This is a genomic window from Xanthomonas hortorum pv. pelargonii (genome assembly GCF_024499015.1).
In the GTDB taxonomy this organism is placed as follows: domain Bacteria; phylum Pseudomonadota; class Gammaproteobacteria; order Xanthomonadales; family Xanthomonadaceae; genus Xanthomonas; species Xanthomonas hortorum_B.
This window is the reverse complement of the sequence record NZ_CP098604.1, coordinates 1,066,297-1,082,078: the sequence shown is the minus strand read 5'-3', so window position 1 is coordinate 1,082,078 and position 15,782 is coordinate 1,066,297. Positions and strand designations below refer to the sequence as shown.

8 protein-coding genes are annotated in these 15,782 nt (G+C 64.0%); all 8 read left to right on the top strand.

Annotation, left to right across the window (positions count from 1 at the left end; all coding sequences use genetic code 11):
- The first annotated feature begins 53 nt into the window (after positions 1-53).
- The 8 genes from prpF (at position 54) to NDY25_RS04635 (ending at position 15,776) form a co-directional block, all read left to right on the top strand.
- The gene (prpF, locus tag NDY25_RS04670) at positions 54-1,253 is read left to right on the top strand and encodes a 2-methylaconitate cis-trans isomerase PrpF (RefSeq protein WP_168959479.1); all 1,200 of its coding nucleotides are present in this window, start codon (positions 54-56) and stop codon (positions 1,251-1,253) included.
- A gap of 321 nt (positions 1,254-1,574) precedes the next feature.
- Positions 1,575-3,791 (top strand): TonB-dependent receptor, encoded by a 2,217-nt coding sequence (locus NDY25_RS04665; protein ID WP_168959480.1) that lies wholly within the window; start codon positions 1,575-1,577, stop codon positions 3,789-3,791.
- A gap of 106 nt (positions 3,792-3,897) precedes the next feature.
- On the top strand, positions 3,898-4,869 hold the full coding sequence (locus tag NDY25_RS04660; protein ID WP_168959500.1) for a nucleoside hydrolase: 972 nt from the start codon (positions 3,898-3,900) through the stop codon (positions 4,867-4,869).
- 900 nt (positions 4,870-5,769) lie between these two features.
- On the top strand, positions 5,770-10,671 hold the full coding sequence (locus tag NDY25_RS04655; RefSeq protein WP_180336595.1) for an alpha-2-macroglobulin family protein: 4,902 nt from the start codon (positions 5,770-5,772) through the stop codon (positions 10,669-10,671).
- A 153-nt stretch (positions 10,672-10,824) separates the two neighbouring features.
- A complete protein-coding gene (locus NDY25_RS04650) occupies positions 10,825-11,292 on the top strand; it encodes an REP-associated tyrosine transposase (protein WP_168959482.1) in 468 nt (155 codons plus the stop codon).
- A gap of 273 nt (positions 11,293-11,565) precedes the next feature.
- Positions 11,566-11,763 (top strand): hypothetical protein, encoded by a 198-nt coding sequence (locus NDY25_RS23110; protein ID WP_251756664.1) that lies wholly within the window; start codon positions 11,566-11,568, stop codon positions 11,761-11,763.
- Positions 11,764-11,971: 208 nt separating this feature from the next.
- Positions 11,972-14,665 (top strand): TonB-dependent receptor, encoded by a 2,694-nt coding sequence (locus NDY25_RS04640; protein ID WP_233366605.1) that lies wholly within the window; start codon positions 11,972-11,974, stop codon positions 14,663-14,665.
- Positions 14,666-14,828: 163 nt separating this feature from the next.
- Positions 14,829-15,776, top strand: a complete 948-nt coding sequence (locus NDY25_RS04635) for a glycerophosphodiester phosphodiesterase family protein (RefSeq protein ID WP_256627812.1) — start codon at positions 14,829-14,831, stop codon at positions 15,774-15,776.
- The last annotated feature ends 6 nt before the right edge of the window (positions 15,777-15,782 follow it).

The following is a 15,782-nucleotide window of genomic DNA, read 5'->3' as shown; positions in this document are numbered from 1 at the left end:
CCCGGCGTCGTACTGCCGCTCTAATCCCCAATCCCCCATCCCGGCCTTCACCCATGACCCATCTCCCCCAACTCCGCATCCCCGCCACCTACATGCGCGGCGGTACCAGCAAGGGCGTGTTCTTTCGCCTGCAGGATTTGCCTGCCGCTGCACAGCAGCCCGGTCCGGCGCGCGATGCCTTGTTGTTGCGGGTGATCGGTAGCCCCGATCCGTATGCCAAGCAGATCGATGGCATGGGCGGGGCGACTTCGAGCACCAGCAAGAGCGTGATTGTCTCTGCAAGCACGCGCGCCGGGCACGATGTGGACTATCTGTTCGGGCAGGTTTCCATCGACAGTGCGTTCGTGGACTGGAGCGGCAACTGCGGCAATCTGTCGGCGGCGGTGGGGCCGTTTGCGATTGCCAATGGCCTGATCGACCCCGCGCGAGTGCCGCGCGATGGTGTGGCGACGGTGCGGATCTGGCAGGCCAATATCGGCAAGACCATCGTGGCGCATGTGCCGATGAGCGATGGCCAGGTGCAGGAAACTGGCGACTTCGAACTGGATGGAGTGACCTTTCCGGCGGCCGAAGTGCAGCTGGAATTTCTCGACCCGGCCGATGCTGCAGAAGGCGAGGGCGGGGCGATGTTCCCCACCGGCAAGCTGATCGATCAGTTGGAGATTCCGGGCCTGGGCACGATCGCCGCGACGCTGATCAATGCCGGCATTCCGACCATCTTCGTCAACGCGCGCGATCTGGGTTACACCGGCACCGAGTTGCAGGAGGCGATCAATGGCGACCCGCGTGCATTGACCATGTTCGAGACCTTGCGTGCGCATGGTGCGGTGCGGATGGGTTTGATTGCGAAGGTAGAAGATGCCGCCACGCGGCAACACACGCCGAAGGTGGCGTTCGTTGCGCCGCCGGCCGATTACATCGCCTCCAGCGGCAAGCCGGTGCACGCGGCCGAACTCGATCTGCTGGTGCGCGCGATGTCGATGGGCAAGTTGCATCACGCGATGATGGGCACCGCGGCGGTGGCGATCGGGACCGCCGCCGCAGTGCCCGGTACCTTGGTCAATTTGGCGGCGGGCGGCGCGACGCGCTCGGCGGTGCGCTTCGGGCATCCCTCCGGCACGTTGCGCGTTGGGGCCGAGGCGCAATTGGTCGATGGCCAGTGGCAGGTGACCAAGGCGCTGATGAGCCGCAGTGCGCGGGTGCTGATGGAAGGCTGGGTGCGGGTACCGGGTGATGTTCTGCAGGCACAGTGATCGGCGCCAAGCGTCATGGAATGCCGCCGCCACCGCTGGCGATGTCAGCGCCTTTCCCCATGATTGGAACAGCAGGCTCAAGCCTCCTTTCTAGGCGACCCGTCACCAGTCTAGGCGACCCGTCGCCAGGCACCGGGGCCTGAGACCCAGTACGCACCAACGCACAAATTGCACGGCCGTGTTGCATTAATTCGAACACCTTTTCGAATTCCGAAAACTTTTTCGCACGCGCTCTGCCAAATTTGTGTAAATCGTGTTAATTCTGTTGCAACGCGGCATGCAGATCAGGCCGTTCCGCCACCAGAATCCGGAGTCTTTCCCATGTCCGCCAGCCGGTCGCTCAAGATCAGCGCGCTCGCCGTTGCCGTCGCTTCCCTTCTTCCGTTCCATGCCGCTGCCCAGCAGGCGCCCAGCGACGACGGTGTCGTGCGTCTGGACGCGGTCAAGGTCACGGTCGAACGCCGTTCGGAAGACTCCAAGGACGTGCCGGTGTCGGCCTCGGTGCTGCGTCCGGAATTTCTGGATGCCATCTCCACCAGCGGCTCGGATATTCGCGTGCTCGCCGGCAAGGCGCCCAGCCTCAATATCGAATCGTCCAACGGCCGTGTGTTCCCGCGCGTGTACATCCGCGGCTACGGCAACACCGATTTCAACACCTACGCCTCGCAGCCGGTGTCGTTGATCTATGACGACGTGGTGCAGGAAAACGCCTTTCTGAAGGGCTTCCCGATCTTCGATCTGGAAGGCCTGGAAGTGCTGCGCGGCCCGCAGGGCACGCTGTTCGGCCGCAATACGCCGGCCGGTGTGGTCAAGTTCAATTCGGTCAAGCCGACCATCGGCGCCAATGACGGCTACGCCAGCCTGTCTTACGGCACCTACGGCACGATGACGCTGGAGAGCGGCCTGAGCATCGCGATGGGCGAGCATTGGGCGGCGCGTCTGTCCACGCTGGGCCAGCGCCGCGACGACTGGGTGGAAAACAGCGACGGCCGCGATCTGGAAGGCTATACCGACTCGGCCGTGCGCCTGCAGCTGCTGTATCAGGCCAGCGACGATTTCAGCGCCTTGTTCAACGCGCATGCGCGTCACCTGGACGGCACCGCGCGCCTGTTCCGCGCCAACATCATCCAGCCCGGCACCAACCAGTTGGTGGACGGCTTCGACGAAGAAAAATCCTTCATCGACGGCGCCAACAACCAGGAGCTGCAGACCTACGGCGGCAGCGCCAATCTGACCTGGGATCTTGGCGATATCGCGCTGCACTCGATCACCGCCTACGAAGGCATCGGCAAGTACTACAGCCGTGGCGATATCGACGGCGGCTTCGGCGCGGTGTTCGCACCGCCGTCCGGCCCGGGCGTGATTCCGTTCCCGGTGGAAACCGCCGGCGGCATCAAGAGCCTGGACCAGTACAGCCAGGAACTGCGTGCCGAATCGCAATACGAGGGCCCGCTCAACTGGCAGGCCGGCCTGTACTACTTCCACGACGATGTGGAAGGCGAAAATTACACCTACAACACCTTCAGCGGCGGCGACCTGGCCAGCTATCAGCTGACCCGCCAGCGCAACACTTCGTGGGCGGCGTTCGGCTCGTTGAACTACGCGGCAACCGACCGCCTGAACCTGCGCGCCGGCATCCGCTACACCTACGACAAGAAGACCTTCGACGTGCTGGCGCTGGACCGCGTCACCCTGGTCGAGCCCTCCAGCGGCGAGACCGACAACTCCAAGGTCACCGGCGATCTGGCGGCAACCTTCTCCCTCAACGACGACGTCAACCTGTATGCACGTGCCGCACGCGGGTTCCGCGGCGCCAGCTTCGGCGTGCCCTCGGGCACCGCGCCGCTGACGGTGGCCGAGCCGGAAACGGTGGATTCGTTCGAGATCGGCATCAAGTCGGATCTGTTCGACAACCGCGCACGTCTGAGCTTCGACATCTACGATTTCCGCGTCAAGAATCAGCAGCTCACCGCGGTGGGTGGCGTCTCCAACGACGTGCGTCTGCTCAACGCCGACAAGACCAAGGCGCGCGGCGCCGAGTTCGACGTCGAAGCGCTGATCACCCAGAACCTGCGCGTCACCGCCGGTGGCGCCTACAACTGGACCCGCATCGACGACCCGAGCCTGTCGGTGGGCGTGTGCCGCACCTGCACCGTGACCGACCCGCTCAATGCCGCCGGCAATGCGCTGATCGATGGTAATGATCTGCCGCAGGCTGCCAAGTGGATGGCCAATGCCACGCTGCGTTACGGCATCCCGATGGGCAACGACGGCGAGCTGTTCTTCTACACCGACTGGTCCTACCGCAGCGAAGTGAACTTCTTCCTGTACGACTCCAAGGAGTTCACCGGCCAGCCGCTGGTCGAAGGCGGCGCCAAGATCGGCTACAACTGGGGCGCGGGTGCGTACGAGTTGTCGGTGTTCTGCCGCAACTGCACCAACCAGATCCGCGTGACCGGTGCGATCGACTTCAACAACCTCACCGGCTTCATCAACGATCCGCGCATCGTCGGTGCGCAATTCCGCGCCAATTTCTGATCGGCGTTGTGGTGTAGCACTCTTGAACCGCCGGCGATGATGCCGGCGGTTTTTTTATGGCGGCAGGAGCAGATGCATGCAGCGGATATGTCGAAATACGTGGTGGGTGGTGGGGCTGTGGTGTGCGTCGACAGTGGCGTGGGCGCAGACGCCTGCGGCGAGTGCAGCGCAGGCAGCGCCAACGCCCACATCCACCGAGTTGCTGGTGGTCTCCACCGATATCGGCGACGACATCGACGATGCGTTTGCGTTGGGGCTGTTGTTGCGTAGCCCGCAGTTGCGCGTGCTGGGCATCGCATCGGCCTGGGGCGATACCAGCTTGCGTGCGCAGTTGTTGCAGCGCCTGTTGCAGCAGGCCGGGCGGAGCGAGGTTCCGTTGGCGGTGGGCGCGCGTACCACCAGCACGATTGCCTTCAGCCAGGCGCGTTGGGCGGCCAAGGGACAGTTGCCAGGCAAGCTGCCGGATGCGGCGGCGATGATCCTGCAGCAGGCTCGCCAGCATCCCGGTCAGGTGACCTTGCTGGTGTTGGGGCCGATGACCGACGCCGCATTGGCGCAGCAGCGCGACCCGGCCGGCTTTGCCAAGCTCAAGCGCATGGTGGCGATGGGCGGCTCGGTACGCGTGGGCTATGGCAAGTCGGCGTATCGCCTGGCCAGTGCGCCGGCACCGGAGTACAACATCCTCTCCGATGTGGCCGCTGCGCAGCGCGTGTTCTCGGCAGGCGTGCCGATTGTGTTGCTGCCCTTGGACGCCACCCAGATCACGCTGGAAGAACCCGAGCGCATCGCCTTGTTTGCACATGGCGATGCGCTTACCGATGCGCTCACTCAGCTGTACTACCAGTGGCGCAATACCGACCAGCCCTGGGCCAGTGCAACGCCTACCTTGTTCGACGCGGTGCCGGTGGCCTGGCTGCTGCGCCCCGCGCTGTGCCCGACCACGCCATTGCATCTGGAGGTCGATGCGCAGGGGTACACCCGCGAAGGCGCTGGCATACCGAACGTGCAGGCCTGCCTGCGTGCGGACAAGGCGGCGTTGATCGACATGTACATGCGTACGTTGTTGCAGTTGCACTAAGAGCGGCGAACAAAACGACTTCACGCCGGTCCGTTGCAGGGCCGCTGAGCTGCGACTTTGCTGCAGGGCCCTTGCCCGCCCACCATCGCGGGACACGCCGCAAGTACGTCCATGTAGGCTCTTACGCGGCATCCATGCCGCGTAAGGTCCCGCGACGGTGAGCGGGCAAGAACCAGTGGAGATGGTCGGTCTGCGTAGCTTCAACAAAAGCAACCGACGAATTCTCTTGTGCGGTGAGGGCACCGTACACTCGACCGACAAGGTTTCTTACCTGAGCTTCTGACTGCATCTAAACGGCGCTGCGACTCAAGTCTCAGCATGTCGAAGTGATTGCTTAGCGCGGATAGATCAGTTGCAGAGCGGTTGATCTTCCACTTGGCTGCAGGGCCCTTGCCCGCCCACCATCGCAGGACACGCCGCAAGTACGTCCGTGTAGGCTCTTACGCGGCATCCATGCCGCGTAAGGTCCCGCGCTGGTGGGCGGGCAAGGACCTGTCGAGATGGTCGGTGTGCATGTTTTTCAACAAAGCAACCCGTCAACTCTCTGGTGCGGTGTCCTCGCCGATTGCGGGACCATGTGGCGGCATGGATGCCGCCACTGAGCCTCCATGGACGGATTCACGGCGTGTCCCGCGAGCGGTGAGGGCATCGCGCCCTCGACCGACTAGGCTTTTTGCTTTGGACTTTTGACTGCATCCAACAAGATGCGACCAATAAAACCACTGCGTCCGCAGGTCGGGCGCGCCGGTGCCATCGCAACGCTTGCCTAGCGGCGCATGATCGCCGCCCATCGGTAAGTCCATGCCTCGCCGCCATCGCCGCCATCAGTGACGTGAACGGCATCGCTATACTTGCGTCCTCAGTCATGGGGTAGCACGAATGGACAGCCAGCAATCAGGGATGAAGTGGTCGGGCACGCGGCGCATGTTGCTGTGGGTGGTGTTGCTGACCGTGGCGATCGGCGGGGTGGCGTGCAAGCGCAACGAAAGCGGCCAGTTGCCCACCGCCAGCGGCGAGGCGATCAAGGCCGACAAGCAGGCCATTACCGGCTTTGCGCTGGCGCGCGCCTATCCCGACCAGACCAGCGACGGCCTGTCGCTCGCGCTGGAATTCTCGCGGCCATTGGTCGGTACCCAGGAGTTCGATGCGCTGGTGCGCTTCGAAGAAAAGGTCGGCACCGGCGACAGCAGCTGGTCGCTGTCCGACGACGGCAAGACGCTGCGCTACCCGTATGTGGAAGCCGCCAAGGACTACACGGTCTTGATCGACGCCAACCTGCTGGCCGCCGATGGCAGCCGCCTGGGCAAGCCGCTCAAGCAAAAGGTCTATACCGGCGAGCTGAAGCCTGTTGCCGGGTTCGCTTCGCAAGGCAGCGTGCTGCCGGCGCGCGAGAGCCGCGGTCTGCCGGTGGTGTCGGTCAACGTACCGGAGGTGGACGTTGAATTTTTGCGCGTGCGCGAGAAATCGCTGCCGGCGTTCTTTCAGCAGTTTCAGCGCGGCGGTCGTCGCGGCAGCTGGGAGCTGGAGAGTGAGTACAGCGACAAGGAACCGCTGTCCAAGCTGGCCGACCCGGTCTACGTCAATCGTTTCATTCTTGGCGGCAAGCAGAACGAGCGCGTGCTGACCTACCTGCCCACGCAGGACATCAAGGAACTGCAGGAGCCGGGCCTGTACTTCGCGGTGATGAAGCGCGCCGGGAGTTTCGATAATGGTTTCGATACCGCGTTCTTCACCGTCAGCGACATCGGCCTGCACACGCGTGCGTACAAGGACAAGCTGTTCGTGCACACCGCCTCGCTGCAGAGCGGTGAGCCGATCAAGAACGTGGAAGTGCGCATCCTCGATGCCAAGGGCGAGCTGTTTCTCAAGGGTGCCACCGACGGCAACGGCAACGCGCTGCTCAACTACACGCTCGATGCCGGTCACGTGCTGACGGCGCGCAGCAAGACCGATATCTCGGTGCTGCCGTTCAACCAGCCGGCGCTGGATCTGAGCGAATTTGCGGTGGCCGGGCGGCAAAGCGCGTGGTTCGATGTATTTGCCTGGGCCGGTCGCGACCTGTATCGCCCCGGCGAGACCATGCGCGTGTCGGCGATCCTGCGCGACAACGACGGCAAGCCGACCAAGCCGCAGCCAGTGTTCCTGCGCCTCAAGCAGCCGGACGGCAAGACCTTCCGCGAAACCAGACTGCAGCCCGGCGAGCAGGGCTATTTCGAGTTCACCCAGCAGATTCCGGCGGATGCGCCGACCGGGCGCTGGCAGGTGGAATTCCGCACCGATCCGGCCAGCAAGGACGCCGTGCAGGGCATGACCGTGCGCGTGGAAGAGTTCCTGCCCGAGCGCATGAAGCTGGACCTGGACAGCACGCAAAAGACCCTCAGTGCCGGCCAGCCGTTCAAGCTGGTCGCCAACGCCGCCTATCTGTATGGCGCGCCGGCCGATGGCAACCGCTTCACTGCCAAGCTCGCGGTCAGCGTCGAACAGCATCCGCTCGAGTCCCTGCCGGGCTGGTTCTTCGGCGATCCCACGCTGGAGCTGCCGCGCGAAGCCAAGGACGTGATCGACACCGAGTTCGGCAGCGACGGCGTATTGCGCGAAGACATCGCGCTGCCCGCCGAAGCCAAGCCGGTGAGCACGATTGCGGCGGTGGTGTCCGGCAGCGTGTACGAAACCGGCGGGCGCACCGTCACCCGCACCGTCAAGCGCGTGCTGTGGCCGGCCAAGGCGCTGGTCGGCGTGCGCCCCTTGTTCGACGACAAAGACGGCGCCGATGCCAATGGCAATGCGCGCTTCGAAATCACCCGCGTGGATGCCGATGGCAAGCCGCAACCGGCCAAGGGCCTGAAAGCCACGCTGGTGCGCGAGCTGCGCGACTACCACTGGAACTACACCGACGACCATTGGGATTACGACTTCACCCGCCGCTTCGAGAACAAGGACACGCGCACGCTCGACATCGGCAGCGGCAATGCCAAGCTTGATGTGCCGGTGGAGTGGGGCGAGTACCGCCTGGACGTGTTCGACCCGGCCACCGGCCTGACCACGCGTTATCCGTTCCGTGCCGGCTGGAGCTGGAACGACGAAAACCGCGGTCTGGATGCGCGCCCGGACAAGGTCAAGCTGGCGCTGGACAAGACCGGCTACCGCGCCGGCGACACGCTCACCGTCACGCTTACCCCGCCGCATGCCGGTAAGGGCGTGCTGTTGGTGGAAAGCGACAAGCTGCTGTACGTGCAGGACATCGACGTCAAGCCGGGCAGCACCTTCGAAATCCCGGTGACGGAAGGCTGGGAGCGCCACGATGTGTACGTCACCGCGCTGGTATTTCGCGGTGGTAGTGCGCCGAGCAAGATCACCCCGGCGCGCGCGGTGGGTGTGGCATTTGTGCCGATGGATCGCAAGACACGGCGTGTGGCGGTGGGCTTGGCTGCGCCTAAGCAGATGCGCCCCGAGCAGGCGTTGCCGGTGACGGTGAGCGTGCCGGAGTTGGCCGGCAAGGCTGCGCACGTGACCATCTCTGCGGTGGACGTGGGCATCCTCAACATCACCCGCTTCCCGGTGCCCGATGCCAACGCGCAGTTCTTCGCGCAGCGCCGGTTGGGTACCGATTCCTACGATATCTATGGGCGGGTGATCGAAAGTTTCGAAGGCGCCAGCGGCAAGCTCAAGTTCGGCGGCGACATGGCCCTGGAAGCCTTGCCGCAAGCCAAGCGCCCGACCGCGCGCGTGCAGACCGTGGACCTGTTTTCCGGCTCGGTAAAACTCGATGCCAAGGGCAATGCGCGCGTGCAACTGCCGGTGCCGGATTTCAACGGCACGCTGCGCGTCTCGGCGTTGGTGTATTCGGATACGCGGTTCGGCAATCACGCGATGGAAACCGTGGTGCGCGCGCCGATCCTGGCCGAGGCCAGCATGCCGCGCGTGATGGCGCCGGGCGACCGCAGCACGGTGACGCTGGACGTGCAGAACTTCACCGGCAAGCCGGGCGAGTTCAATGTGCGCGTAGAGGGTGTTGGCCCATTGGCCATCGCCGAGGCGTCGCGCAGCGTCAAGCTCGGTGTGGATGCCAAGCAGACGCTGAGCTTCCCGTTGAGCGCCACCGAAGGCTATAGCGTGGCCAAGGTGCGCGTGCGTGTGGACGGCAACGGCTTCAAGGCCGACCGCAGCTACGACCTGCCGGTGCGTGCCGGTTGGCCGCAGGTGTTGCGTGCGCAGACGCGCGTGCTCGATCCGCTGGCGCCGATCACCCTGGACAGCGGCTTTGCCGATGGCCTGATGGCCGGCTCGGTGACCGCGCGCATGGTGGTCAGCCCGCTGCCGCCGATTCCGTTCGCCAGCGCCTTGCAGGGGGCGTTGGAGTATCCGTATGGCTGCGCCGAGCAGACCACCAGCAAGGGCTATGCGGCGCTGCTGCTCGACGATGCCACCGCCAAGGCGCTGGGCACCAAGGGGCTGGATGCGGCCACGCGCCGCGAGCGCATGGAAGGCGCGTTCGGTCGCCTGGCCTCGATGCAGATCGCCAGCGGGCATTTTTCGATGTGGGGCGACGACGGCTACGTCAATCCGGGCCTGACGCCTTACATCGCCGAGTTCCTGCTCGACGCCAAGGACGCCGGATTTGCAGTGCCCGACAACGTGCTGCAGAAAGCGCTTAATCGGCTCAGCGAAGATTTGCTGTCCGGTGGCAACGAGTTCTACGGGCAGGATCGCCGCGATAGCCTGAAGTTCGCCAATCAGGCCTGGTCGGGGTATGTGTTGGCACGCGTCAACCGCGCCCCGCTGGGCACGCTGCGCGCGCTGTACGACAACCAGCGCGACAAGGCACTGACCGGTTTGTCGCTGGTGCATCTGGGTGCGGCGTTGTCGCTGCAGGGCGATACCAAGCGTGGGCAGGCGGCGATCAAGGCAGGGTTCGCCAAGGACAGCAGCGAGCGTCCGCTGTACTTCGCCGATTACGGCAGTGCGATCCGCGACGATGCGTTGATGATGGCGCTGCTGCACGAGCGTGGCTTGTCCAAGCCCGAGTACGACACCCGTGCGGTTGCGCTAGGCCGCGCGCTGGATGCACGTCGCGCCACCGGGTGGCTGTGGCTGAGCACGCAGGAGCAGGTGGCGCTGGCGCGCTTGGGCAAGGCGTTGATGGTGGGGCAGGGCAAGCAGGTCTCCGGCACGCTGACAGTGGGCGGCGAGGTGCAGGAAATTGCGCCGGCACGCCTGTTCGGGCGTAGTTTCGATAGCGCCGCATTGGCGCGCGGCGTGCAGTTCGCACCGCAGGGCGAAGCACCGATGTACGCCAGCCTGGAAGTGGCCGGCATTCCGCGCAGCACACCGGAGCCGGACACGCGCAACCTCAGCGTGGAGCGCAGCTGGTACACCACCGACGGCAAACCGTGGACGCCGCGTCCGCTCAAAGAGGGCGAAGCGTTGATCGTGCGGGTGGTCATCACCGCCAACAGCAGCATGCCGGACGCGTTGCTCACCGACCTGTTGCCGGCCGGCCTGGAGATCGAGAACTTCAATCTGGGCGATGCCAAGCAGTGGGCCGATGTGGTGGTGGACGGCATCGGCATCAGCGAGCGTTCCAGCGCTGCCGACGTCAAGCACGAAGAGTTCCGCGACGACCGCTACGTGGCCGCGCTGTCGCTGTCCTCGGGCAGCAAGGCGCAGGTGTACTACCTGGTGCGTGCAGTCACGCCGGGCACGTACACGGTTCCGCCGTCGTTGGTGGAGGACATGTACCGTCCGGAGCTGCGCGGTGTGGGGCGCAGTACGCCGGCGACGATGACGGTGGTGCAGCCGTAGGAGATCAATGCAGGAGCGCGCTCGCGCGCGATGAGGCTTTCCCGGTAATGCCCCATCGCGCGCAAGCGCGCTCCTACGTTTCGGGAGTTTTCTCACCGACCCGAGCATCCGACTCCGATGCAAGCGTTTGCATGGGTGGGCCAGAATGTATCGATGCTCAGCTCTATTTCACCAGGACATCGTGCGCTACGTCGCGGCCGGCGCTCGCTTGCAAATTGCTGCTATCTACTCACCGTCACAACCTGCCAGCGGCGACGTGTGTTCGACGATTTTCAGCTGGCCGCGTCGGCGTGCCGCGCATTCATCGCCGCGCTGCCGGAAGATGCCACGTTACTTGCTTGGGTACTGATGCCGGACCATGTCCATTGGCTGGTGCAGTTGGGAGATGTGACGCCACTGGCGCGAACGGTGTCATGCATGAAGGCAGCCAGCACGCGTGCGGTCAACAGGCAACGCGGGATGCGCGAGGCGGTTTGGGCGCGTGCCTACCACGACCGTGCCTTGCGCAAGGAAGACGATCTGCGCAGCGTGGCTCGCTACCTTATCGCCAATCCGCTGCGCGCTGGACTGGTTGAAAGGGTCGGCGATTATCCATTCTGGGATGCACTCTGGCTGCCGTAGGAGCGCGCTTGCGCGCGATTGGCATCACCGGGGAAGCCTCATCGCGCGCAAGCGCGCTCCTACGCCAGCAAAACTGCTGCTTCGCATATGGAGACATCACTGCGCAGTGTCTTTTCAGTGCGATGCAAGCGACACGCAAGGGTCATTTTTACTGGCTACGGTGGCGTGCTTTCTTACAGGCGCGGCGTCCTTGCTGCGCGACTTACGGGATTCCATGCAGCGCTCCGATTCGTACCGTTTGCACTTGTCCGTTCTCGCCGTGGCCATTGCGGCATGTTCGCCAGCTTCGCAGGCCTGCGCCAACGAGCGTGCAGCGATGCCGGCCGACGCCGCAGCTCAAACGTCTTCTGCAGCTATGGCTACGACTGCGAGCGCATCAGCGAGTGTAGTTGCACCTACACCTACACCTACACCTACACCTACACCTACACCTACACCTACACCTACACCTACACCTACACCTACACCTAGAGATACAGCTACGGCTAATACTGAAGAGGCAACCACGTCCGATGCTGAAGTTGCGACGGCAAAGCAACGTTCTCCATCGTCGCCGGATGCATCTACAGATTCCGTAGATCCTGCTGCATCGCCTTCATCGGCAACATCGGCACAAGGCGAAGTAACCAACGCCGACGCACCGCCCACTACCAAAACCGGTGTGCAGACCCTCGATGCCATGCAGGTCACCGGCGTGCGTCGTGCCAACGCCGCCGCGGTGGAAAGCAAGCGCGCAGCAACCAATATCACCGACGTCATCAGCGCCACCGATGTGCGCGCCTTGCCAGACAGCACCATCGTCGAAGCATTACGCCGCGTGCCCGGTTTGTCGGTATTGCCGGCGACCGACAACGAGCACCCGCGCGACGAAGCGGCCACACCGGTCTTGCGTGGCCTGGGTCCGTCTTACAACAACGTCACCATCGATGGGCTGACCATCGCCTCGCCCGGCACGCCGAACGGCACGCTCGGCTCGATCACCCGCGGCGTGCGTCTGGATTTGTTGCCGGCGTCGATGGTCAGCGAGTTGCAGGTGGTCAAGACGTTTACGCCCGATCTGGATCCCAATGCCACGGGCGGGGCGATCAACCTCAAGACGCGCAGCGCGTTCGAAAACGGCGGCAAGCCCTTCTTCAGCGCCGAAGCCGCGCTCGGCCACGCCAACGATGTCGGCAAGCCGCGCGATCAGGACGACCCCGGCTATCGCTTGAACGCCACCGGCAGCCGCACCTTCGGTAGCGAGCAGCAATACGGCTTCACGCTGTCGGCCAATTACCAGACGCTGAGCAGCTACACCGAAACCCATATGACCACCGACACGGTGCACTACGGGTTCTACGACAACAACGGCGTGCTGCAGACCGGTGCCAACCTGGGCAATGGCTGGGCAGTGCCGCAACAGGACAAGTATTGGTACGTGCAGAATCAGCGCGACCGTTATGGCGTCACTGGCAAGTTCGAGGTGCATCCCAGTGCTGCGCTGGAAGCCTATGCGATGGCCGGCTACTACTATTTCAAGGACAACATGCAGCGCAACGAGGTCCTCATCGACCCGCGCAACCGTGGCCAGGTGTTCAATCAGACTGCCACCTCCGGCAGCTATCCCGGTGGCGATATCGAGGTGGGCTATTCCAACCAGATCGTCACCACGCGCACCAAGGTGGCGCAGTTGGGCACGATCTGGCGGCCCACCGATCGGCAGCAGTTTTCTGCACGCGGTGCGTGGTCGGATGCGACCTACGACGAGCCGATCCGCATGATCAAGTACGCCACCGGCATCACCCGCGCGGCGCCCGTGCCGGTGGGCCAGACCGGCAGTGGGGTGACCATCAATGCCACGCCCAACTACGCGTTCAATTACGACACCTCCGGCTTCGATCAGCGCTTCGGGGTATCGCCGCAGGCCTACAACAACCTGGACAACTACAGCCTGTCGTACTGGCGCCCGGACTATAAACGCACTGCGGCCGATCGCATCCTCACCGGCCGGCTCGATTACGGCTTCAACCAGGGCGAAAGCGATCAGGGCATCGGCTTTGCGGCAGGCGTGTCGTACACCACCGACAAACCGTCCTACGACATCTATCGGGTCGAATATCAGCCCAACACCAGCGCGCCGGCGTTCGGCCTGGCCGATGTGGCAGGCACCGGCAGGGCGCCGATGCGCTATGCCGGCCTGAACCTGCTCACCATCGATCCGGACAAGGCCAATCGCGCGTTGGCTGCGACACCGCTGAGCGCATTCAACAGCACCGACCAGCAGGCTTTCAGCAATCAAGACAACTTCACCCATACCGAAAAAACCTTCGGCAGCTACGGCCTGGTCAGCTATCGCAGCGAGCGTTTCAACGTGCAGGGCGGCCTGCATTTCGACAGCACCAAGCTCAACACGGTCGGCCGCCAGCGGCAGCTCGACACCGCCACCAATCGCTACGTGTATGTCGATAATCCGACCAATGCGGACTACGACTATCTGCTGCCCTCGGCGATCATGACTTACCACCTCACCGACGCACTCGACCTGCGCGCCGGTGCCAGCCGCACGCTCGGTCGCCCGCCGTACGATGCCTATGCAGCGCGCACCTCGATCGGCTTCGTCAACACTGCCGATGCCGGCAACCCGAATGCGCAAGGCGTCACCGTCACCATCGGCAACCCGGACATCAAGCCGCGCGTGTCCAATAACCGGGACCTGTCGCTGGAATGGCGGCTGCCCGGCGATTTCGATGCGTTCGCGTCTACGGCCGTGTTCGACAAGCGCATCCAGGACGAGATCTTTACGCTCTCGCGCACCGACAGCTTCACCTTCGACGGCACCACCTACGCCAACGCGCTGATCAGCACGCCGGCCAATGCCGCCAAGGCGCGCATCCGCGGGGTGGAATTCAACGGCATAGTCAACACCCTGGCACCGCTCGCGCCGTGGCTGAGCGGTGTCGGTTTCAGTGCGAACTTCGCGGTGCTCGATGGCAGCCTGGATGTGCCCTACAGCGTCGGCAGCGGCAGCAACGTGGCCCAGCGCGAGCGCAAGCTCGACAACCTGGTCGGCCAGCCGGACTACACTGCCAATGCCACGCTGTTCTACAACACCGGCGGTCTGGAGTTGCGCGCAGCCTACAACCGTCAGGGCAAAGCCTTGCGTGCCATCGTCAGCAATATCGATTGGCAGGATCTGTACTGGTCGCCGCGCTCGCAGCTGGATTTCACTGCGACTTATGCGATCAGCAAACAGCTCAGCCTGATCGGCCAGGTCAGCAACCTCACCCACAGCCGCATCACCAGCGTGACCGGTCCCGGGCAGAATCTGCTCAAGGACAGTTACTCGGTGCCCACCACCTATTGGTTCGGTCTGCGCTTTACGCCGACGTTTTAAGCATGGCGAAGACGCGTCGCGAGCGGTCGTTAGGTGTGAGTACCGGCGCAGTGGTGGTCGTGCAGCGCACGCGCGCTAGCTGCCGCAGCGTGCATCACGCATTGGCCGCGCCGCCCGACGAAGCGCTGTCATTCTGTCAATCACATTCAAGCGGAGTTATTCGATGACATTACGTTCTGTTGCCACACTTGCGGCGATGCTGTGCGTGGCGCTCGCCACCACTGCAACCGCAGCGCCCACCGGTGTCGCCGCGATCCAGGCCCGGCTGACCAATCCAAACGGCGGCATCGTAGTGGTGGCGCATCGCGGTTGCCACGCACCGGCACCGGAGCACGGCTTCAAAGACACCGCACCAGAAAACTCGCTGGCCGCGCTTGAGCGCTGCATCACCATCGGCGCCGATGTGATGGAAACCGATGTGCGGCGTGCCGCCGACGGCACCCTGGTGATGCTGCACGACGCCACCGTGGACCGCACCACCGACGGCACCGGCAAACCGTCCGAGCTGACCTTGGCCGACTTGCAAAAGCTGCGCCTGCGCAGCGACGAAGGTGGCGCGCAGGCACCGCTGACCGATCAACGCGTGGTCACGCTCGATCAGATGCTGGCCAGGTCCAAGGGCCATATCCTGCTCAATCTGGACGTCAAGGATGCGATCTACGTGCAGGTGGTCGATGCGGTTGCCCGTGCCGGCATGCAGCATCAAGTGATCGTCAAGGCCGAAGCCGGCATTGCTACGCCGCCGCTGGCCGCAATGCTGCCGTTCGACAAGGTGTATTTCTTCCCGATCCTGATCAACGCGCATGGCAATGCCGATCTGGCCGCGATCGCCACCGCGCAGACACGTAACGCGCATCCGGCCGCGTTCGAGTTGCCCAAGATGTCGGCAGCGCAGTTACCGGCATTGGTCGCCGTGAGCAAGGCGCACAACGTACGGCTGATGGTCAACTCGCTGTGGGAAGGCTTCATTGCCGGCTACGGCGGCGACGCCGATGCCGAGCGCGACCCGGACAAGGTGTGGGGCCGCTTGTACCGCGATGGCGTGTCGATCATCCAGACCGATGCGCCGGAAGCCTTGTTGCGCTATCGCGCCACGTTGGAGAAGCGCTAAGCGCGC